Below are 19,896 nucleotides of genomic sequence, written 5' to 3'. Positions count from 1 at the left end.
GGCTGATTGATGAATAAAAGCAAGTTGAAGCGTATTTTGCTGTTGCTGGTGGTAGTGATAGCGCTGTTGTTTTGGGGTTACCAAAAGGTGGAACGGTTTGCGGATACGCCGCTGGCGATCCAGCAGGAAACGATTTTCAAATTGCCGGCCGGCACGGGGCGTGCCGGGTTGGAAGGGTTACTGGTGCGTGACCGCTTAATCCACAGTGGCAAATGGTTCCCGTGGCTGCTGCGGCTGGAGCCGAAGCTGGCAGAGTTCAAGGCCGGGACGTACCGCTTTACGCCCGGCATGACGGTACGCCAGATGTTGCAACTGTTGGCCAGCGGTAAAGAGGCGCAGTTCAGTGCGCGTTTTATTGAGGGCTCGCGCCTGCGTGACTGGCTGCAGATTCTGCGGCAGGCTAAATACCTCAACCATACGCTGGCGGGGAAAAACGAGCAGGAGATAGCGCAGGCGCTGGGGCTGCCGAAAGATGCCGTGCTGGAAGGGCACCTGTATCCGGATACGTATCTTTATACCGCGGGAATGAGCGATGTTGCGCTGCTCAAACGCGCCCACGCGCACATGAGCAAAGTGTTGCAGGAAATTTGGCAGGGCCGGGATGCTTCGCTGCCCTACAAAACGCCGCAGGAACTGCTGATTATGGCGTCGATTGTCGAAAAAGAAACGGCGATCCCGGCTGAACGTACCAAAGTGGCTTCGGTTTTTGTTAATCGCCTGCGCGTTGGCATGCGGCTGCAAACTGACCCCACGGTGATTTATGGCATGGGCGAAGGATACAATGGCACCATCAGCCGCAAAGATTTGGAGACGGCAACACCCTATAACACCTATGTGATTAGCGGCTTGCCGCCGACGCCAATCGCCATGCCGAGCCAGGCTTCGCTGGAAGCCGCCGCTCACCCGGCAAAAACGCCTTACCTGTACTTTGTTGCAGACGGCAAGGGGGGGCATACGTTTACTACTAACCTGGCTAGCCATAATCTGGCCGTGCGGGCCTATCGCCAGGCGTTAAAGGAAAAGAATGAAAAGTAAATTCATCGTTATTGAAGGGCTGGAAGGCGCTGGCAAAACCACTGCGCGCGATACCGTCGTGCAGGCGCTGAATGAACAGGGCATTCATGACATCGTGTTCACCCGCGAGCCGGGCGGTACGTCGCTGGCAGAGAAGCTGCGCGATCTGTTCAAGCGCGGCTATCAAGGTGAACTGCCGACGATCAAAGCCGAAGTGCTGATGCTGTATGCCGCGCGCGTGCAGTTGGTTGAAACGGTGATTAAGCCAGCCTTGGCGCGCGGCGCCTGGGTGGTGGGCGATCGCCATGATTTATCCTCACAGGCCTATCAGGGGGGCGGCCGCGGAGTGGATCCGCAACTGATGACAGTGTTACGTGACGCGGTACTGGGGGATTTTAAACCGGATCTCACTCTGTATCTGGATTTGCCGCCGCTGGTGGGGTTGCAGCGTGCCTGTGCGCGTGGCGATCTGGACCGCATTGAACAAGAAGCGCTGCCATTTTTCGAGCGCACGCGCGAACGATACCTGGCGCTGGCGGCGCAGGACGATACCATCGTGACCATTGATGCGGCGCAGCCGTTGGCGCAGGTCAAGGCAGCCATCAACCAGTGCCTCTCCCAGTGGTTACAACAGGGCGCGGTGTAATGGATTGGTTTCCGTGGTTAAACGGACCTTACCGGCAACTGATCGGGCAGTATGCGGCAGGCCACGGCCACCATGCGTTGCTGTTGCACGCCGCACCCGGCAATGGCGACAACGCGTTATTTTACGCCCTTAGCCGTTGGTTGCTCTGCCAGCACCATCAGGGTGGAAAAAGCTGTGGTGAATGCCACAGTTGCCGCCTGATGCTGGCGGGCAATCATCCGGATTACCATACGCTCACGCCGGAAAAGGGCAAAAGCAGCCTGGGTGTCGAGCCGATCCGCCAGGTGATCGAAACGTTATATGCCCATGCGCAGCAGGGGGGCGCCAAGGTTGTTCTATTGCCGCAGGCGGAACAACTGACGGAGGCGGCGGCCAATGCACTGTTAAAAACGTTGGAGGAGCCGCCTGCCAATACCTATTTCCTGCTGGGGTGCCGCGAACCTTCACGGCTGTTGGCGACGTTGCGCAGCCGGTGTTTCTATTGGCATTTATCCAGCCCGGACGAGCAACACAGCCTACAATGGCTGGATCGCCAACTGCAGCCCGGCAACCCGGTTGAACGGCTGACGGCGCTGCGCCTGTGCGGCGGGGCGCCGATTGCCTCCGAACAGTTATTGCAACCGGCACGCTGGCAACAACGCGCCGCATTATGCACGGCGTTAACGCAGGCACTGGCAACCCATGACATGCTGGCGCTGTTACCGGTATTGAACCATGATGACGTCGGCGAGCGGATACACTGGCTATGCGCTTTGTTGATTGACGCCATGAAGTGGCAGCAGGGCGCTTCGGCCTATGTAATGAATCAGGATCAACAGGTGCTGGTGCACCAACTGGCCTGCCACTACGCCAGCCCTGCGTTACAGGCTATTGTGCAGCAGTGGTTCCAGTGCCGTCAGCAACTGTTGACCGTGGTTAGCGTTAACCGTGAATTGCTGTTGACCGAGCAGCTACTTAACTGGGAACAGCAGGGCGGTCAGGCCGGCGGTTCCTCACTCACTTTGTTGTAAAGAGCTGAAAATTATGTTGTTAGTAGATTCACATTGCCATCTGGATGGCCTGGATTATGACACGTTGCACCAAAACGTGGATGACGTGTTGGCTAAAGCGCAGGCGCGTGACGTCGGCTATCTGCTGGCGGTGGCGACAACGTTGCCTGGCTACCAGGCGATGACGCAGCTGATCGGCAAACGTGACAACGTCGCTTTTTCCTGCGGTGTGCACCCGCTCAACCTGGAAGGCGGTTACGACTATGCAGAACTGCGCCGCCTGGCGGCGGCAGAACAGGTGGTGGCGCTCGGTGAAACCGGGCTGGATTATTTTTATCAGAAAGATAACTGGGCGTTGCAGCAAGAATCTTTCCGTGAGCATATCCGCGTGGGGCGGGCGTTGAATAAGCCGGTGATTGTGCATACCCGCGATGCGCGTGAAGACACCCTGAACATCCTGCGTGAGGAAAATGCCCAGGATTGCCGCGGGGTGTTGCACTGCTTTACCGAAGATCTTCCCACTGCGCAGGTGTTGCTGGATATGGGGTTTTATATCTCGTTCTCCGGCATTGTGACGTTCCGCAACGCCGAGCAACTGCGTGATGTGGCGCGTTACGTTCCGCTGGATCGCTTGCTGGTGGAAACTGACTCCCCCTATTTGGCGCCGGTGCCACACCGTGGCAAGGAGAACCAGCCTGCCTATGTGCGTGACGTTGCCGAATATCTCGCGGTGTTGAAAGGCGTGAGCCTGGAGCAACTGGCCGAGGCCACCACCGCTAACTTTTCACACTTGTTTCACATTAAGCTGTAATCCTGTTTGCAGTCCTTGCCCGCGCCATCTTGCGATGTTGCGCGGCAGGGCCGTGTGCCGTTTTCGCCACGGGGCCACTGTTGCGAGTTAGGCGCCGGGGCAGCATGGCCGGTAACGGGTGGGACGGTTGGCGTAATTTTTTTTAAGCTCGTAATTAATGGCTGAAACAGGTAATGTTTGCACCCGTTTTAGCGCGCATGAAAGGCGCTTTTCCCGTTCGGTTTCTGTTAAAGAGCTGAAATCGTGAAAAATGAAGGTGCTGATTCATTGAAACGTGACAGTCATCAAACATTATGCAGGCTATTTATTTTACGCTGCGTAAAAATTAAAGGGGTGCTCAGACACCCTGCGTCATTGGGGAGGTTCACTCTCTCTGGTTGCGCGAAAAATCGCGAGAAATCGCAAAGCATTATTACTCAGGAGCACACTCAACTATGTTTAAGAACGCATTTGCAAACCTGCAAAAAGTAGGTAAATCGCTAATGCTGCCGGTGTCCGTACTGCCCATCGCAGGTATTCTGCTGGGTGTCGGATCCGCCAATTTTAGCTGGCTACCAGCGGTAGTCTCCCATGTGATGGCGGAAGCCGGTGGTTCGGTGTTCGCCAATATGCCGCTTATTTTTGCTATCGGCGTGGCGCTCGGCTTTACCAATAACGACGGTGTGTCTGCACTGGCCGCCGTTGTGGCTTACGGCATCATGGTGAAAACCATGGCCGTTGTCGCACCGCTGGTTCTGCATATGCCGGCCGAAGAAATCACGGCCAAGCACCTGGCGGATACCGGTGTGCTCGGGGGGATTATCTCGGGTGCCATTGCGGCCTATATGTTTAACCGCTTCTTCCGCATCCAGTTGCCGGAATACCTCGGCTTCTTTGCCGGTAAGCGTTTTGTGCCGATCATTTCCGGCCTGGCCGCGATTATCATGGGCCTGATCCTGTCCTTCATCTGGCCACCCGTCGGTACCGCGATCCAAACCTTCTCCCAGTGGGCTGCATACCAGAACCCGGTTGTTGCCTTTGGCCTGTATGGTTTGATCGAGCGTTCTCTGGTGCCGTTTGGTCTGCACCATATCTGGAACGTGCCGTTCCAAATGCAGATTGGTGAGTTCACCAACGCGGCCGGCCAAGTGTTCCACGGCGATATTCCACGTTATATGGCAGGCGATCCAACGGCAGGTAAACTGTCCGGCGGCTTCCTGTTCAAAATGTACGGCCTGCCTGCTGCGGCAATTGCCATCTGGCATTCAGCCAAGCCGGAAAACCGTGCAAAAGTCGGCGGCATCATGATCTCTGCGGCGTTGACCTCGTTCCTGACCGGTATTACCGAGCCGATCGAGTTCTCCTTCATGTTCGTGGCACCGATCCTGTATGCAATCCATGCGATTCTGGCCGGTCTGGCGTTCCCAATCTGTATCCTGTTGGGTATGCGTGACGGCACCAGCTTCTCTCATGGCCTGATCGACTTTATCGTTCTGAGTGGCAACAGCAGCAAAATCTGGCTGTTCCCGATCGTTGGCGTGATCTACGGCCTGGTGTACTACACCATCTTCCGCGTGCTGATCGCTAAACTGGATCTGAAAACCCCTGGCCGCGAAGACAGCTCTGCCGATCAGGCAGTGCAGGGCAGCACCGAGATGTCCGCTGCGCTGGTTGAAGCGTTTGGTGGTAAAGAAAACATCACCAACCTGGATGCCTGTATCACTCGCCTGCGCGTTAGCGTGGCCGATGTGTCTAAGGTTGACCAGGCTGGCCTGAAGAAACTGGGCGCGGCCGGTGTGGTTGTTGCTGGCTCTGGCGTTCAGGCTATCTTCGGTACCAAATCTGATAACTTGAAAACCGATATGGATGATTACATCCGCAATAACTGATTTCGGTTATCATTTTTTAAGGGAGGCGAAAGCCTCCCTTTTTTTGTCTATAGAAAAGCCCGAACTTCGAATATGGCGGTGAGGGAGGGATACACTTGCTGCGCTTACCCTGCGGGCCGCCTGCGGCGGTGCAAAACGCCAGGGCGTTTTGTCGAACCTGGTCGAGGGTTCTCACCCTCCCGGTATGTGCAATATAAATGCAAAAAAGCCTGAACTTGCGCTCAGGCTCTCTCTTCGAATATGGCGGTGAGGGAGGGATACATTCGCTGCGCTTACCCTGCGGGCCGCCTGCGGCGGTGCAAAACGCCGGGGCGTTTTGTCGAACCCGGTCGAGGGTTCTCACCCTCCCGGTAGGTGCAATATAAATGCAAAAAAAGCCTGAACTTGCGCTCAGGCTTTCTCTTTGAATATGGCGGTGAGGGAGGGATACATTCGCTGCGCTCACCCTGCGGCGGTGCAAAACGCCAGGGCGTTTTGTCGAACCCGGTCGAGGGTTCTCACCCTCCCGGTATGTGCAATATAAATGCAAAAAATCCTGAACTTGCGCTCAGGCTTTCTCTTTGAATATGGCGGTGAGGGAGGGATTCGAACCCTCGATACGCTTTCGCGTATACACACTTTCCAGGCGTGCTCCTTCAGCCACTCGGACACCTCACCGTTTTTTTGTTGCGTACTCATCAGTGCAACGGGGCGCTACTATATGGAGTCAGGCGGAATGGGTCAAGAACAATTTCTCTGTTTTTCATCATCTGGTTAAGCAATGTTCGCTTTGCTGGAAAGTGCAACGGAACTCGCTCCGGCTGGGGAGATGAAAAGCAAAAAAGTGCGGCGATATATAGTAAAAAGCCCGGCGTCAGCCAGGCCCATCATGCTGCAAAAAACGCTCGAACACCGCCAGCGTTTCATCAGAGATATGGTGCTCAATCCCTTCGCTGTCCAGCTCGGCGGTCGCGCCCGGCACGCCCAGCTTCATCAGCAGCTCAATCACCACCCGGTGGCGGTGGCGCACCTTTTGCGCCAGCAGCGTGCCCTCGGTGGTGAGAAAAATGCCGCGGTAGGGGCGTGATTCAACCAGGCCGGCGTTTTTCAACCGAGCGATATTTTTGATGGCGGTAGGGTGAGAGACGCCAAACCGTTTGGCAATGTCGGTGGTGCGTGCTTCCCGCTGGGTAGAGAGCAAGTCGTCGATCAATTCGACATAGTCTTCAATCAGCACATTGGCCTGCGCTTCACGTGCACGGGTAAAGCGGAGCGCCTGTGCGGCCTCATCCGGCATTTCTGCCGCATCAATGGGCGATTCTGTGTCATCCGGTATGCTGGCTACCATGTCAACGCATCCTGTATGCAAAACAACTCAGCGGCCCCAGAGTAAAGGGATTAGCGTTACGGTAGACCAAAGTACACGTCTTATCAATTCGATATCCTGCGAAAGCGGCCGTTAGAAATATTTGTATACAAAGCCATCTAAGTTTCTTCGTTGCATGAAGTGTAGCCAGTGCTACATTTTGCTGTGTGGTGCACGTAGTCGCCATCAACGTGATAGGACGATTAATCCATGCGGCAAGTAACACCCGAACCCTCATTAACTGAACGCACCAATATCGCGATCGGCAAAGCGCTTGCCGGCCGTAGTAAGGGGCTGCTGACGCCGTTCCTGTTTGCCGGGCCGGCGGTAGTGGCGTCGATTGCCTATATGGATCCGGGTAACTTCGCAACCAATATTCAGGCCGGCTCCCGCTATGGCTATAGCCTGTTGTGGGTAGTGGTGATGGCGAACCTGATCGCGATGCTGTTTCAGGCGCTGTCCGCCAAGCTTGGCATTGTCACCCAGCGCAATCTGGCGGAAATGTGCCGCGATCAGTTTTCCCGCCCGGTGGTGATCGGCATGTGGGGGCTTAGTGAGGTCGCTGCGATGGCGACGGATCTGGCCGAATTCCTTGGGGGCGCGATAGCGCTGGCATTGCTGTTCCATATGCCGTTGCTGGTGGGTATGGGCGTGACGGCGGTGATCACCTATGCGCTGTTGCTGGTCGAGAAAAAAGGCTTTCGCCCGATTGAACTGGTGATTGGCGCTTTGGTTGGGGTGATCGCGTTGTGCTATCTGATCGAGATGTTTATTGTCCCGGTCGACTGGGCGGCGGCCGGCATGGGGATGGTAAAGGTACAGATACCGGATGCGCAGGCGCTGACCATTGCCGTCGGGATTATCGGTGCGACGGTGATGCCCCATGCCATCTTTCTGCACTCCGGCTTGACCCAGCACCGGACCATGGCCAGCAATGACAACGAACGGCGTAAGCTGCTGCGTTTTTCCAATATTGAAGTTGTGGTGGCTCTGGCGATTGCCGGCATGGTGAACATTGCGATGGTGATCATGGCCTCCAGCGCATTCCATGAGGGGCACAGCGAGGTGGCCGAAATCGGCACTGCCTACCACACGTTGACGCCGCTGTTGGGCATCGGCGCCGCAGGCGTGTTCCTGATGTCGTTGATCGCCTCGGGGATTTCAAGCTCGGTTGTCGGCACCATGGCCGGGCAAATGATCATGCAGGGCTTCGTGGGTTTTCATATTCCAATATGGCTGCGCCGCCTGGTGACTATGCTGCCGGCCTTTGTGGTGGTAGCGATGGGCGTTAATGTGACTGACGCGCTGGTATACAGCCAGGTGGTATTGAGCCTGGCCCTGCCTGCACCGATGATTGCCCTGGTGATGTTCACCCGCCGGCGCGACATCATGGGGCCATTCGCGAATGGCCGCCTGACCAGCCTGATCTCGGTGATCGGCACCGTGGTGATCATTTTGCTCAATGCGATCCTGCTGCTGCAAACCTTCGGCGTGGGGATCCCAGGGCTGCGTTAGGCGCCCTGGGCGTGCCCAGGTTATAGGTTGCCCATGCCGCCATCCATCTGCAATTCCGCTCCTACCATAAATGCCGATTCATCCGAGGCAAGAAATACCGCCGCTTGCGCCAGCTCAAGCGGCGTGCCCATACGGCCAATCGGCACTAGGGCGCGGATGCCATCTTTCATTGTTTGCTGTTCAACGGCATCGGCAACCCCCAATTTGTTGAATGCCGGCGTATCGGTCGGCCCAGGGCTAAGGCCATTAATGCGGATGCCACGATGGTGCAACTCGCCGGACAGTGTGCGGGCTAAAGACAATAGCCCAGCTTTGCTGGCGGCATAGGCACTGCTTTGCGGCAGGCCGATATGGGCGCTGACTGAACCGCACAGAATAATGGATGCAGGGTTGGCCAACAGAGGGAGAAGAGCCTGAATCAGGAAAAATGGCCCTTTGAGGTTAGTATCCATCAGGCGGTCATAGCTCTGTTGATCCCAATCGGCCAGTGGGCGATGAGTGACGTCACCGGCATTAACGAACAGGACGTCCAGCCGCGGCCAACGCTGTGCCAACTGCCGTGCAATATCGCTCTGCGCGGAGATATCTCCGGCATCGCTATGGAGCAGCAGAAGCTCCCCCAATTCCTCGCCTGCGGCGGTAAGCCCTGCCGGGTGGCGCCCGGTAATGGCGACGGTCGCACCCTCGCGTACAAATTGGCGTGCCGTTTCCAGCCCGATGCCGCTGGTGCCGCCGGTAATCAGTGCATACTTGCCTTGCAATCGTGTCATGGCGCTTTCCTCTGGTTGAACGTCGCACGATTATTTGCACTATAGTATCTTTTTAATAGTAGGTACCATTTGGATACTAAGGGTGAGGGTGGGATGCAATGACAGAGGCCGCGGCATCAACGAAAGAAAAAAGTTTAACGGCGTTACCGGCGATTGGCGAACCCTGTCCGATGGTGGATTTTATGAATTTACTGTCTAGCAAGTGGGCAATCCCCATTCTTTATCGGCTAATTATTATTGATGGCCCCGTTCGTTTTCGCGTATTGCAACGGGCGGTTGCGCCTATTGCCCAGAAAGAGTTAACGCGCCAGCTACGGCAATTCGAGCAGCGTGGGCTGGTGTTGCGCACGGTGTATCCGGAAGTGCCGCCGCGGGTTGAGTATCAGATTACCAAACTGGGCAGAACGCTGAGGCCGACGCTTGATTCACTGGCTGACTGGATGCGTGCGCATACCGCACAGTTAAATGGAGGATAAGTGCGATTGTCTGCAGCCGCGGTATGGCGCCGGCATGGGCGCTAACTGTGCGATTTGGCACCATTCAATGCGGGAAATGCGCAATCAGGTTGAAAACGGGAGAATTTGTCACTCATACTGCATGTGTCTTCTTTATTAATCATAAGGAACGCCAGATGGCCGAAGAAACGATTTTCAGTAAAATTATCCGCCGCGAAATCCCTGCTGACGTAGTCTATCAGGATGAACTGGTTACCGCTTTCCGCGACATCTCCCCCCAGGCGCCGACTCACATTCTGATTGTGCCGAACGTGTTGATCCCAACCGTTAACCATGTAACAGCAGAACATGAGGCTGCGTTAGGGCGGATGATCACCGCCGCGGCGAAAATTGCCGAACAGGAAGGCATTGCCGAGGACGGCTACCGCCTGATCATCAATTGCAACCGCCACGCCGGGCAAGAGGTGTACCACATCCATATGCACCTGGTCGGCGGCCGCGCGCTTGGCCCACTGTTGGCGCGCTGATGAAAAGCCTGCGGCGTCTTTTCAACCGTAAGCCGTGGCTCATCGCTCTGGCGATGCCGGTTATGCTGCTTAACGGTTGCAGCCACCCGGCGGCGATCGCGCTTAATGAGCGGCAAACGGTGGTGATGGATTCTTCCGTCATGGTCGCCGGGATTTTTGCCAGCCGGCCAACCATCAAAGACGCCTCTGGGCGCGTGATGGTCACCTCGGTGCTCACGAATAGCCAGCCAACCCCGGTGACGGTGCACTACCGTTTTTATTGGTATGACGCCCAGGGATTGGATATCCTGCCCGTTGAAAAAACGCGTGAAATTACCGTCGCGCCCAATTCGGACGCCGAAGTGTACTCCATCAACGGTAATCTGGATGCTAAACGCGTCCGGCTGTATCTACTCTTGTAAGCGCCTTATTTTCAGTGGAGAGGGATGATGAAAAAGTATTTATCGGTAGCGGTGGCTGCCTTGATATTAAGCGGTTGTCAGCTACAGCCTCCTGCGCAGCAACAAGAGCCGGCGCCGATTGAGCCGGTCCAGCCAACGCCGCCGCCGGAGCAACCGCAGCCGCCCACGACCCAACCCGTGCCGCAGCCGCCCAAAATCCAGCAGCTCGACTGGCTGGGCAGCGTTCAGCCGCTGGTTAACCAGATGCTGCAGGCGGAAGGCGTGCAACCCGGCAGCGTTCTGTTGCTCGATAGCGTGAAAAACAACACCAACGGCGCATTGCCGACCGGCAAGGCGACTGCCGCCCTGCATAAGGCGCTGGCGGCTAACTCGACCTTCAGCGTTGTGCCGGACAGCCAACTGGCTGCCGCCAAGCAAACGCTTGGGCTATCGGTGGATGACAGCCTGGGTTCGCGCAGCAAGGCCATTGGTCTGGCGCGTATCGTGAAGGCGCAGTATGTGCTGTATACGGACGCCAGCGGCGATGTCAAAGCGCCGACGCTGGATATGCAACTGATGCTGGTGCAGACTGGTGAAATTGTCTGGTCGGGCAATGGCACCGTTAAAAACTGAAGCTGAGTTGCAGCACCTGCTTCAATCCCAACTGCCGGCGGTGAAAACCGCCGGTTGTCGTTTCAGTCCGGTGGCTGGGCTGAGCGGTGAAAGCTGGCGGATTAGCGGCGAAGGGCTTCAACTGCTTGCCCGCCGGGAACGGGCGGCCAATACGGTGTTTGGCGTCAACCGCCGCCGCGAAGCCAACGTGCTGCGCCGCTGTGGCAGCGGCCTTGGGCCAAGGGTGATGGCGCAAAATCACCGTTGGTTGGTGGTGGAATGGCTGGTTGGTGACGTTGTCACCGCGGCGCGGTTTGCACAACTGGCGGATAATGGCCGGCTGGCCGCCGGGATTGCGCAGTTGCATCAGCGCCCGCTTTGCGGCTATCGCCTTAATTTACAGCAACAATTTGCCCGTTACTGGCAGTTTGTCGATCGCCGCCGCGTTACGCCAGCCTGGCTGCGTTTGCAGCAGCGTTTCCTGCACGCCCGGCCGCCGCAGCCGCTGCACCTGGCGCCGCTGCATATGGATATTCACCCTGGCAACCTGGTGCTGGATGGCGACCGGCTGCGCTTGATTGATTGGGAATACGCCGCCGATGGCGATATTGCGCTGGAGCTGGCGGCACTGTTTTACAGTAACCGCTGGGCGCCGGAACGGCAGCAACGCTTCTTGCAGCACTATGCGCATCGCTACCCGCCGGCGCAGTTGCACCGGCAGATCCGCCGCTGGCAGCCGTGGGTTGACTACCTGATGCTGTTGTGGTGTGAAGTCCGCTGGCAGCAGAGTGGCGATCGCGCCTTTTTGCACTGGAGCGCGGCGCAGCGCCAGCGTTTTTGTTTATCATAGCCTTGTATCGTAATAAATGAAGTGAGGTGGCCGTGGGCCCAGTAATGCTAGACGTCGCCAGCTATGAGCTGGATGTGGAAGAACGTGAAATTTTACAGCACCCATCGGTTGGCGGGCTGATCCTGTTTACCCGCAATTTTTATAATGCAGAACAACTGCGCGAGCTGGTGCGGCAGATCCGCGCCGCCTCGCGTGAGCGGCTGGTGGTGGCGGTGGATCAGGAAGGCGGCCGCGTGCAGCGTTTCCGTGAAGGGTTCACCCGCCTGCCGGCGATGCAGTCTTTTGCCGCCCTGAACGACATGCCCGAAGCGGGCCGCCTGGCGCAGGAAGCGGGCTGGCTGATGGCCGCAGAGATGATCGCCCAGGATATTGATATCAGTTTCGCGCCGGTGCTGGATATTGGTCATATTAGTGCGGCGATTGGCGAACGTTCTTTCCATAGCGATCCGCAGCACGCGCTGGCGCTGGCCGAGCGTTTCATTCAGGGCATGCACAGCGCCGGCATGAGCACCACGGGCAAACACTTCCCGGGCCACGGCGCGGTCAGCGCGGATTCGCATAAGGAAACGCCGCGCGATCCGCGGCCGTTGGCGGAGATTCGTCGCCATGATATGGCGATTTTTCGTGAGCTTATTCAGCGCCAACTGCTGGATGCCGTCATGCCTGCGCACGTCATCTATACTGAAGCCGATCCGCTGCCGGCGAGCTGCTCGCCGTATTGGCTGCGGCAGATCCTGCGCGACGAGCTGGGCTTTGGCGGCATCATTTTCTCTGATGATTTGTCTATGGAAGGGGCGGCGATCATGGGCAGCTATGCTGAACGCGGCCAGGCCGCACTGGATGCCGGCTGCGATATGATTCTGGTGTGCAACAACCGCGCCGGTGCGGTAAGCGTGCTTGATAACCTGTCCCCGGTCAAAGTTGAAAAGCTGCAGCGGTTATATCATCGTGGGCGGTTTACCCGGCAGGCGCTGTTAGATTCCGCACGTTGGCAGCAGGCTCACCAAACGCTGAGCGCCCTAAGCCAGCGTTGGGAAGAGACCAAACAGCATGCGGGCGGGCCGGCTTTATAAGCTTTAGCATTGCGTGAACGCGGGGCATGGCCGTGCCCCTTTGCAAGGAGGTTCCCAGATGATTATTTATTTGCATGGTTTCGATTCCAGCAGCCCAGGTAACCACGAAAAGGTGCTGCAGTTGCAGTTTCTCGATCCGGATGTGCGTTTGATCAGCTACAGTACGTTGCACCCACGGCACGACATGCAGTATCTGCTGAAAGAAGTGGATAAGGCGGTTCAGCAGGGGGACGATAGCCAACCGTTGATCTGCGGCGTCGGCCTGGGGGGCTTTTGGGCCGAGCGCATCGGTTTTTTGTGCGGTATCCGGCAGGTAATGTTCAACCCCAATCTGTATCCGGAAGAACACATGCATGGCAAAATCGATCGTCCGGAAGAATATCGGGATATCGCCACCAAGTGTGTGAGTGATTTTCGCGAAAGAAATCGCGATCGCTGCCTGGTCGTGCTTTCACGTCATGATGAAATTCTGGATAATCAACGTTCAGCCGCGCTGTTGCACAAGTATTATGAGATCCTGTGGGATGAGCAGCAGACACATAAATTTAAAAATATCTCGCCGCATCTGCAACGCATTAAGGCATTCAAGACCGCGGGTTAACAGCTTTTTAACTTTTTTGCCGGCCACAATGCCTGCGAGCCAACGGCAAACGCGGCGGGCAGAATGGTCGTTCAGACGAAAACGTTGCGTGCCAGCACAAATATTGAAAAAAGTGATCTGGCGCTAACTATTTGAATATCCGGCACTGAAAATTTTCATTGTCCAGCCTTTAACCAAAAAAAATTGATGCACATCAATTTTGGTATGACCAAATAACCCCACATGTTATTCTTGCTCCAATAGCAGGATTATTTTACGCGAACCCTATGTATTCTAAGGATATTGTTTGTTTACCCTTGGATAACAAATGGTTCACATTTAGGGGGTTATTTTGACAACGGCAAAGAAAAAAATCGTTATTGTGGGCGGTGGCGCCGGCGGTTTGGAACTGGCAACCAGCCTGGGGCACAAGCTCGGCCGCAGCAACAAGGCGGAGATTACGCTAGTGGATCGCAACCATAGCCACCTGTGGAAACCGCTGCTGCACGAAGTGGCAACGGGCTCGCTTGATGACGGCGTGGATGCGCTGAACTACCTTGCTCATGCGCGCAACCATCATTTTTGCTTCCAACTCGGCTCCATGACGAATATCGATCGTGAAAAGCAGACGGTGCACCTGGCGCAAATCTGTGATGAAAACGGCGAAGAGCTGGTGCCCGATCGTGAATTGCCTTACGACATCCTGGTGATGGCGCTTGGTAGTACCTCGAATGATTTCGGCACGCCGGGCGTAAAAGATCACTGCATCTTCCTCGACAACCCGCATCAAGCGCGTCGTTTCCATAACGAAATGCTTAATCTGTTCCTGAAATTCTCCGCCCAGCCGGAGAAGGGCGAAAAAATCAACATTGCCATCGTCGGCGGCGGCGCCACCGGCGTGGAGCTTTCAGCAGAACTGCACAATGCGGTCAAACAGTTGCACAGCTATGGCTATCAAGGGCTGGACAACAGCTCGCTGAATGTCACGCTGGTGGAAGCCGGCGAGCGTATTCTGCCTGCGCTGCCGCCGCGTATTTCTGCCGCGGCTCACCAGGAACTGGTCAAGCTGGGCGTGCGCGTGCTGACCGGCACCATGGTCACCAGCGCCGATGCCAACGGCCTGAACACCAAAGGCGGTGAATTTATCGATGCCGATCTGATGGTTTGGGCGGCCGGGATCAAAGCGCCGGACTTCATGAAAGACATCGGCGGGTTGGAAACCAACCGTATCAATCAACTGGTGGTGGAACCCACGCTGCAAACCACGCGCGATCCGAACATCTTCGCCATCGGCGACTGCGCTTCCTGTCCGAAACCGGAAGGGGGCTTTGTGCCACCGCGTGCGCAGTCCGCGCACCAGATGGCTTCGCGCTGTTACAGCAATATCCTGGCGCTGCTGAACGGCCAGGCGCTGAAATCCTACGTGTATAAAGACCATGGCTCGCTGGTTTCGCTGTCGCGCTTTAGCACCGTGGGCAGCCTGATGGGTAACCTGATGCGCGGCTCGATGATGGTGGAAGGGCGCATCGCGCGCTTTGTGTACATTTCACTGTATCGTATGCACCAGGTTGCGCTGCACGGCTATATCAAAACCGGCCTGATGATGCTGGTGGGCGGTATCAACCGCGTGATCCGCCCGCGCCTGAAAATGCACTGATCCACTGCGTGCGGCATTGCCGCCAACAGAAAACCCATGCCTATGCAGCATGGGTTTTTTTTCGCCGCTATGATGCCCATGGGATCTGTGTGTAATTGCCTTAAACGCAGGATAAAATGCCATTATCCTGGGTAATGGTCTTAAGAATCATCCTAAATGCCTGCGCGGGGCGTGATTTCCCGCATTTTTGGTGAACTCGTCTTATTGCGGGCCTGGGGTTCCTTGTGCAGACTTCACTCTGTTTACAGACGGCGAGTCGCGCACGCCGCTAACCGGGGCTCTGTGTGCCGCCTATGCGCAAAATAATAAGCGCGGCGCACCATTGCAGAACGCCTGGTGAAAATGCGTGGTAATACTTTCAGGAGGATTTCCTGTGAACAAGTCAATGTTAGCCGGTATCGGGATTGGTATTGCAGCTGCTCTGGGGATTGCTGCGGTTGCCAGCCTGGATGTTTTTTCTTCTGGTCCACAATATGCTCAGGTATTGTCCGCCACACCGATCAAAGAAACCATCAAGACGCCGCGTCAGGAATGCCGCAATGTGACGGTGACGCACCGTGCGCCGGTGCAGGATGAAAACCGCATTGCCGGTTCGGTATTGGGCGCGGTAGCCGGTGGGGTGATTGGTCATCAGTTTGGCGGTGGCCGCGGCCGCGACGTCGCGACCGTGGTGGGCGCATTGGGTGGTGGTTACGCCGGTAACCAGATCCAGGGTTCGTTGCAGAACAACGACACCACCTCCAGCGTGCAGCAGCGCTGTAAAACGGTCTACGACAAAACCCAGAAAATGCTGGGCTATGACGTGACCTACAAAATTGGCGATCAGCAGGGCAAGATTCGCATGGATCACGATCCAGGCACCCAGATCCCGCTGGATCGAAGCGGCCAGTTGGTGCTGAACCGTAGCGACGACAATAAGGCGTGATGGCGTTAGTCGCAGAGTAAAAAAACAACGGGCATGGGTTTCCCCATGCCCGTTGGCGTTTTCAGGCCCTGCGGGCCGAAACCACAGTTAACTGGCCAGCGCCAGAGTATGTTCGTGGAATGCGGCCAGCAGTTCGCTAACAAACTTCATCCGTTTTGCCCGGTCGCTGAGATCCAGCATGAATTTCAGTTTGGCGGGGCCATCCAGCCGGTAGACCTGCGGTTTGCTTTGCAACAGGCCGATCAAATAGGCCGGATCCACCCGGTTTTTCTCGCCAAACTCAATAAAGCCGCCGCGTTCGTTGCCTTCAATCCGCTTGATGCCCAGTGCTAGCGCCTGCTGGCGCAGCGCTGCGCTGTGCAGCAAATTGCGCGCCGCATCCGGCAGCACGCCGAAGCGATCGATTAATTCCACCTTCAGTTCTTCCAGCTCATCCTGGTTTTTTGCGCTGGCAATGCGCTTATAGAATGAAAGGCGGGTGCTGACGTCCGGGATAAAGTCGTCCGGCAGCAGCGCCGGCATGCGCATTTCCACTTCGGCCTGGCTGCTGGTGAGATCTTCAAGTGAAGGTTCACGACCATTTTTCAGCGCATCCACCGCGCTTTCCAATAGATCCATGTACAACGAGAAACCGATGGTTGTCATCTGGCCGCTTTGATCCTCGCCCAGCAGTTCACCGGCGCCGCGGATTTCCAGATCGTGCGTGGCCAGCGCAAAGCCGGCGCCCAAATCCTCCAGCGACGCGATGGCTTCCAGCCGCTTGTGGGCATCGGCGCTCATCGCTTTCGGGTTCGGCGTTAGCAGGTAGGCATAGGCCTGGTGGTGCGAGCGCCCAACGCGGCCGCGCAGCTGGTGCAGTTGCGCCAGGCCGAAACGATCGGCCCGCTCGATGATAATGGTATTGGCGCTGGGGATATCGATGCCGGTTTCGATAATGGTGGTGCAAACCAACACGTTGAAGCGCTGGTGGTGAAAATCATTCATCACCCGCTCCAGATCGCGTTCGCGCATCTGGCCGTGGCCGATGGCGACGCGTGCTTCCGGCACCAGCTCCGCCAGGCGCTGTGCTGCCTTTTCGATGTTTTCGACGTCATTGTACAAGTAGTAAACCTGCCCGCCGCGCAGCACCTCACGCAGGATGGATTCACGCACCAGCAGGTTGTCGTACTCACGGACAAAGGTTTTCACCGCCAGGCGGCGCGCCGGCGGGGTGGCGATAATCGACAAATCACGCATGCCGCTCATCGCCATATTCAAGGTGCGCGGAATAGGGGTGGCGGTCAGCGTCAGGATATCGACGTCGGCGCGCATGGCTTTGATGCGCTCTTTGTGGCGCACGCCAAAACGGTGCTCTTCATCAACGATCAGCAGGCCAAGGTCTTTCCAGCGCAGATCGCTTTGCAGCAGCTTGTGGGTGCCGATGATGATATCCACCTTGCCTTCGGCCGCGCTGTCCAGCACCTGTTGCTGCTCTTTGGCGCTGCGAAAGCGTGACATCATTTCGATGCGGATCGGCCAGGTGGCGAAGCGATCGCGGAAATTGTCGAAGTGCTGCTGCGCCAGCAGGGTGGTGGGCACCAGCACCGCCACCTGCTTGCCATTTTCCACCGCCAGAAAGGCGGCGCGCATCGCCACTTCGGTTTTGCCGAAGCCGACGTCGCCGCACACCAGGCGATCCATCGCCAGCGGCTGGCACATGTCGCTCAGCACTGCGTTGATCGCTTGCTGCTGATCCGGCGTGGTTTCAAACGGGAAGCTCTGGCAGAACAGTTGATACTGCTCACGGTTGTGCTTGAAGGCATAGCCGCTCTTGGCGGCGCGCAACGCATAGATGTCCAGCAGCTCGGCGGCCACGTCACGCACTTTCTCGGCCGCTTTCTGGCGCGCGCGCGACCAGGCATCGCCGCCCAGTTTGTGCAGCGGGGCATTTTCGTCCGCGCCGCCGGCGTAGCGGCTAATCAGGTGCAGCGAAGATACCGGCACGTACAGCTTGTCATCGCCGGCATAGGCGAGGATCAGGTATTCCGCTTTAATGCCGCCGGCTTCCAGCGTGGTGAGGCCCACGTAGCGGCCCACGCCGTGCTCCAGGTGCACCACTGGCTGGCCGGAGTGCAACTCCGCTAGGTTGCGGATCAGAGTGTCGGTATTGATGGTGCGGCGATTGTCCTGCCGCCGCCGGCTAACGCGTTCGCCCAGCAGGTTGCTTTCGCAGATCAGCGCCCGGTTACGGATGCCGTCTAGGAAGCCGTGTTCGGCGGCGCCAATCATCATATAACGCCCTGGCGCTTCTGCCTGATCGAGCCGGGTGAGCAGGCTTGGCGACAGCTTGATGCGGCCGAGCATGTCCTGCAGCGTTTCACGTCGTCCTTCGCTTTCCACCGAGAAAATAACGCTGCCGTCGAAGCTTTCGATAAAGCGGCGCAGATTGTCCAGCGGAGATTTTTGCTGCGCCTGCACCGCCAGATCCGGCAGCGGCCGATAATCCAGGTTGGTATTGCCGGCTTTGGCGGGCAGCGTGTCGGTTTTCAGCTCCATGCGCGGCCAGGCTTTTAATTCGGCAAACAGAGCATCCACGCGCAGCCACAGGCTTTCCGGCGGCAGCAGCGGGCGCATGGGATCAACCCGGCGGCTTTCATAGCGGCTTTTGACGTCCAGCCAGAAGCGATCGGCGGCGCTTTGCAGATTGCCGGTGTTCACCAGCAGCGTGTTGGCTGGCAGATAGCTGAACAGGGAAGGCAATTCCTGGCTGAAAAACAGCGGCTGCCAGTATTCAATGCCGGCCGGCCAGGTGCCTTTGCTGACCTGCTGGTAAATGTGTTCGGCGTCGCGCCGTACTTCAAACTGTTCGCGCCATTGGCTACGGAACAGCTCAATGGCGTTTTTATCGGTCGGGAACTCATGCGCCGGCAGCAGGTTGATCGCCTCGACTTCGCTGAGCGTGCGTTGGCTGTCGACGTCGAAAATGCGCAGGCTGTCGATCTCATCGTCGAAGAAATCGATGCGGTAAGGCTCTTCGCTGCCCATCGGGTAGAGATCAAGCAGGGCGCCGCGGGTGGCGAATTCACCGTGCTCCATCACCTGATCCACGCTGCGGTAGCCGGCCTGTTCCAACTGCGCCCGCAGTTTATCGCGCGACAGGCGCTGGCCTTTTTTCATCACCAGCGCATGGCCATGCAGGAATTCATGCGGGCAAACGCGCTGCATCAGCGTGTTCACCGGCAAAATGATCACGCCGCGCGCCATGGTGGGCAAGTGATACAGGCTGGAGAGGCGGGCGGAGATAATCTCCTGGTGGGGGGAGAAGCTGTCATAAGGCAGCGTTTCCCAGTCCGGCAAGGTGGTCACCAACTGATCGGTAAACTGTTGGATCTCATCGCGCAGCCGCAGGGCATTTTGCATATCCGGGGCGATCAGCAACACCGGCCCGTTATGGCGCTCGACGATCTCGGCGCATTCCACCGCGCAGGCCGCCCCCGTCAGTTGCCCCAATTGGCGCACATCGCCCGCGCGTTCTGGCAGGGAATAACGGGATGAGGAGGATTGGGAACGGCTGTGATTGTCAGAAGTGCTCATTCAGTTTTCTTTAATCAATTTATACCCTTCATTCTTCAAGCTGCAGGTGTGTTGGCTTTCCTCACTCACCCCAGTCACTTACTCCAGTAAGCTCCTGGGGATTCGCTGCGTTGCCGCCTTCCTGCAACTTGAATTATTTTGGGTGTATATGGTCACAGTGATTTGGTTCTCACCGCGGTGCACAACGGTGGAAACCACAAAACCCGGTTTGCCCGGCATGGATTCAGGGGCGTTAACTGTGGCTATACTAGCCCACTGGCTAATAAACTGACATAGGCAAAACGCCATTGGCCGCCCCTTGTGGGC

Annotated in this window: 18 protein-coding genes, 1 tRNA gene and 3 other RNA genes; 15 read left to right on the top strand and 7 right to left on the bottom strand. The window is 57.0% G+C overall.

What is annotated here, in order from left to right:
- Positions 1-9: 9 nt before the first annotated feature.
- From mltG to ptsG, 5 genes are all read left to right on the top strand, one after another.
- The gene (gene mltG, locus AC559G_RS05235; RefSeq protein ID WP_498911758.1) at positions 10-1,035 is read left to right on the top strand and encodes an MltG/YceG/YrrL family protein; all 1,026 of its coding nucleotides are present in this window, start codon (positions 10-12) and stop codon (positions 1,033-1,035) included.
- Complete coding sequence (tmk, locus tag AC559G_RS05230; RefSeq protein ID WP_498911757.1) at positions 1,025-1,660, top strand: dTMP kinase; 636 nt, start codon at positions 1,025-1,027, stop codon at positions 1,658-1,660. Before mltG ends, tmk begins: the two co-directional genes overlap by 11 nt.
- Positions 1,660-2,670, top strand: coding sequence for a DNA polymerase III subunit delta' (holB, locus tag AC559G_RS05225; protein ID WP_498911756.1), 1,011 nt, complete (start codon positions 1,660-1,662; stop codon positions 2,668-2,670). Before tmk ends, holB begins: the two co-directional genes overlap by 1 nt.
- Before the next feature lie 13 nt (positions 2,671-2,683).
- Positions 2,684-3,460, top strand: coding sequence for a metal-dependent hydrolase (locus AC559G_RS05220; RefSeq protein WP_279026678.1), 777 nt, complete (start codon positions 2,684-2,686; stop codon positions 3,458-3,460).
- A 434-nt stretch (positions 3,461-3,894) separates the two neighbouring features.
- Positions 3,895-5,328, top strand: a complete 1,434-nt coding sequence (gene ptsG, locus AC559G_RS05215) for a PTS glucose transporter subunit IIBC (RefSeq protein WP_279026676.1) — start codon at positions 3,895-3,897, stop codon at positions 5,326-5,328.
- A 73-nt stretch (positions 5,329-5,401) separates the two neighbouring features.
- Here ptsG and AC559G_RS05210 read toward each other — a convergent pair.
- From AC559G_RS05210 to mntR, 5 genes are all read right to left on the bottom strand, one after another.
- A non-coding RNA gene (locus AC559G_RS05210) (RtT sRNA) lies at positions 5,402-5,523 on the bottom strand.
- A 46-nt stretch (positions 5,524-5,569) separates the two neighbouring features.
- A non-coding RNA gene (locus tag AC559G_RS05205) (RtT sRNA) lies at positions 5,570-5,691 on the bottom strand.
- Between the two features lie 47 nt (positions 5,692-5,738).
- A non-coding RNA gene (locus AC559G_RS05200) (RtT sRNA) lies at positions 5,739-5,849 on the bottom strand.
- 46 nt (positions 5,850-5,895) lie between these two features.
- Positions 5,896-5,985: transfer RNA gene (locus AC559G_RS05195), tRNA-Ser, on the bottom strand.
- Between the two features lie 196 nt (positions 5,986-6,181).
- On the bottom strand, positions 6,182-6,655 hold the full coding sequence (gene mntR, locus AC559G_RS05190; RefSeq protein WP_438598470.1) for a manganese-binding transcriptional regulator MntR: 474 nt from the start codon (positions 6,653-6,655) through the stop codon (positions 6,182-6,184).
- A gap of 228 nt (positions 6,656-6,883) precedes the next feature.
- Here mntR and AC559G_RS05185 point away from each other — a divergent pair, with 228 nt between their 5' ends.
- Complete coding sequence (locus tag AC559G_RS05185; RefSeq protein WP_498911755.1) at positions 6,884-8,188, top strand: divalent metal cation transporter; 1,305 nt, start codon at positions 6,884-6,886, stop codon at positions 8,186-8,188.
- A gap of 20 nt (positions 8,189-8,208) precedes the next feature.
- On the opposite strand, the gene AC559G_RS05180 is transcribed toward AC559G_RS05185, so the two are convergent.
- On the bottom strand, positions 8,209-8,958 hold the full coding sequence (locus AC559G_RS05180) for an SDR family oxidoreductase (protein ID WP_498911754.1): 750 nt from the start codon (positions 8,956-8,958) through the stop codon (positions 8,209-8,211).
- A 98-nt stretch (positions 8,959-9,056) separates the two neighbouring features.
- On the opposite strand from AC559G_RS05180, the gene AC559G_RS05175 reads away from it, so the two are divergent.
- The 9 genes from AC559G_RS05175 to AC559G_RS05135 all read left to right on the top strand — a co-directional run bounded on the left by AC559G_RS05175 (position 9,057) and on the right by AC559G_RS05135 (position 16,017).
- On the top strand, positions 9,057-9,434 hold the full coding sequence (locus AC559G_RS05175) for a winged helix-turn-helix transcriptional regulator (RefSeq protein ID WP_498911753.1): 378 nt from the start codon (positions 9,057-9,059) through the stop codon (positions 9,432-9,434).
- Positions 9,435-9,589: 155 nt separating this feature from the next.
- Positions 9,590-9,940, top strand: coding sequence for a purine nucleoside phosphoramidase (hinT, locus tag AC559G_RS05170; RefSeq protein WP_121554956.1), 351 nt, complete (start codon positions 9,590-9,592; stop codon positions 9,938-9,940).
- Positions 9,940-10,341: a YcfL family putative periplasmic lipoprotein gene (locus tag AC559G_RS05165; protein ID WP_498911752.1), complete on the top strand. Its 402-nt coding sequence runs from the start codon at positions 9,940-9,942 to the stop codon at positions 10,339-10,341. The genes hinT and AC559G_RS05165 overlap by 1 nt, the downstream gene beginning before the upstream one ends.
- Before the next feature lie 27 nt (positions 10,342-10,368).
- Positions 10,369-10,953, top strand: a complete 585-nt coding sequence (lpoB, locus tag AC559G_RS05160) for a penicillin-binding protein activator LpoB (protein WP_498911751.1) — start codon at positions 10,369-10,371, stop codon at positions 10,951-10,953.
- Positions 10,934-11,782 carry a protein kinase family protein gene (thiK, locus tag AC559G_RS05155; protein WP_498911750.1) on the top strand — a complete coding sequence of 283 codons (849 nt, stop codon included), beginning with the start codon at positions 10,934-10,936 and terminating at the stop codon, positions 11,780-11,782. Before lpoB ends, thiK begins: the two co-directional genes overlap by 20 nt.
- 44 nt (positions 11,783-11,826) lie before the next feature.
- Positions 11,827-12,855: a beta-N-acetylhexosaminidase gene (gene nagZ, locus AC559G_RS05150; RefSeq protein WP_498911749.1), complete on the top strand. Its 1,029-nt coding sequence runs from the start codon at positions 11,827-11,829 to the stop codon at positions 12,853-12,855.
- A gap of 58 nt (positions 12,856-12,913) precedes the next feature.
- A complete protein-coding gene (gene ycfP, locus AC559G_RS05145) occupies positions 12,914-13,456 on the top strand; it encodes an alpha/beta hydrolase (RefSeq protein ID WP_498911748.1) in 543 nt (180 codons plus the stop codon).
- A gap of 331 nt (positions 13,457-13,787) precedes the next feature.
- Positions 13,788-15,092, top strand: coding sequence for an NAD(P)/FAD-dependent oxidoreductase (locus AC559G_RS05140; protein ID WP_498911747.1), 1,305 nt, complete (start codon positions 13,788-13,790; stop codon positions 15,090-15,092).
- Positions 15,093-15,465: 373 nt separating this feature from the next.
- Positions 15,466-16,017 (top strand): glycine zipper 2TM domain-containing protein, encoded by a 552-nt coding sequence (locus tag AC559G_RS05135; protein WP_279026560.1) that lies wholly within the window; start codon positions 15,466-15,468, stop codon positions 16,015-16,017.
- A gap of 87 nt (positions 16,018-16,104) precedes the next feature.
- On the opposite strand, the gene mfd is transcribed toward AC559G_RS05135, so the two are convergent.
- Positions 16,105-19,590: a transcription-repair coupling factor gene (gene mfd, locus AC559G_RS05130; protein WP_498911746.1), complete on the bottom strand. Its 3,486-nt coding sequence runs from the start codon at positions 19,588-19,590 to the stop codon at positions 16,105-16,107.
- Between the last annotated feature and the right edge of the window lie 306 nt (positions 19,591-19,896).

The sequence above is a fragment of the Gibbsiella greigii genome, assembly GCF_039540155.1.
Lineage (GTDB): Bacteria > Pseudomonadota > Gammaproteobacteria > Enterobacterales > Enterobacteriaceae > Gibbsiella > Gibbsiella quercinecans.
This window is presented reverse-complemented; position numbering and strand designations above follow the sequence as displayed.

Bases quoted from the DNA above. Each gene is read 5' to 3' on its own strand.
- AC559G_RS05185 (WP_498911755.1), top strand. From the start codon at position 6,884: ATGCGGCAAGTAACACCCGAACCCTCATTAACTGAACGCACCAATATC.
- AC559G_RS05175 (WP_498911753.1), top strand. From the start codon at position 9,057: ATGACAGAGGCCGCGGCATCAACGAAAGAAAAAAGTTTAACGGCGTTA.
- AC559G_RS05220 (WP_279026678.1), top strand. From the start codon at position 2,684: ATGTTGTTAGTAGATTCACATTGCCATCTGGATGGCCTGGATTATGAC.
- mntR (WP_438598470.1), bottom strand. From the start codon at position 6,655: ATGGTAGCCAGCATACCGGATGACACAGAATCGCCCATTGATGCGGCA.
- tmk (WP_498911757.1), top strand. From the start codon at position 1,025: ATGAAAAGTAAATTCATCGTTATTGAAGGGCTGGAAGGCGCTGGCAAA.
- hinT (WP_121554956.1), top strand. From the start codon at position 9,590: ATGGCCGAAGAAACGATTTTCAGTAAAATTATCCGCCGCGAAATCCCT.
- nagZ (WP_498911749.1), top strand. From the start codon at position 11,827: ATGCTAGACGTCGCCAGCTATGAGCTGGATGTGGAAGAACGTGAAATT.
- holB (WP_498911756.1), top strand. From the start codon at position 1,660: ATGGATTGGTTTCCGTGGTTAAACGGACCTTACCGGCAACTGATCGGG.
- AC559G_RS05165 (WP_498911752.1), top strand. From the start codon at position 9,940: ATGAAAAGCCTGCGGCGTCTTTTCAACCGTAAGCCGTGGCTCATCGCT.
- thiK (WP_498911750.1), top strand. From the start codon at position 10,934: ATGGCACCGTTAAAAACTGAAGCTGAGTTGCAGCACCTGCTTCAATCC.
- lpoB (WP_498911751.1), top strand. From the start codon at position 10,369: ATGAAAAAGTATTTATCGGTAGCGGTGGCTGCCTTGATATTAAGCGGT.
- mfd (WP_498911746.1), bottom strand. From the start codon at position 19,590: ATGAGCACTTCTGACAATCACAGCCGTTCCCAATCCTCCTCATCCCGT.
- ptsG (WP_279026676.1), top strand. From the start codon at position 3,895: ATGTTTAAGAACGCATTTGCAAACCTGCAAAAAGTAGGTAAATCGCTA.
- ycfP (WP_498911748.1), top strand. From the start codon at position 12,914: ATGATTATTTATTTGCATGGTTTCGATTCCAGCAGCCCAGGTAACCAC.
- mltG (WP_498911758.1), top strand. From the start codon at position 10: ATGAATAAAAGCAAGTTGAAGCGTATTTTGCTGTTGCTGGTGGTAGTG.
- AC559G_RS05180 (WP_498911754.1), bottom strand. From the start codon at position 8,958: ATGACACGATTGCAAGGCAAGTATGCACTGATTACCGGCGGCACCAGC.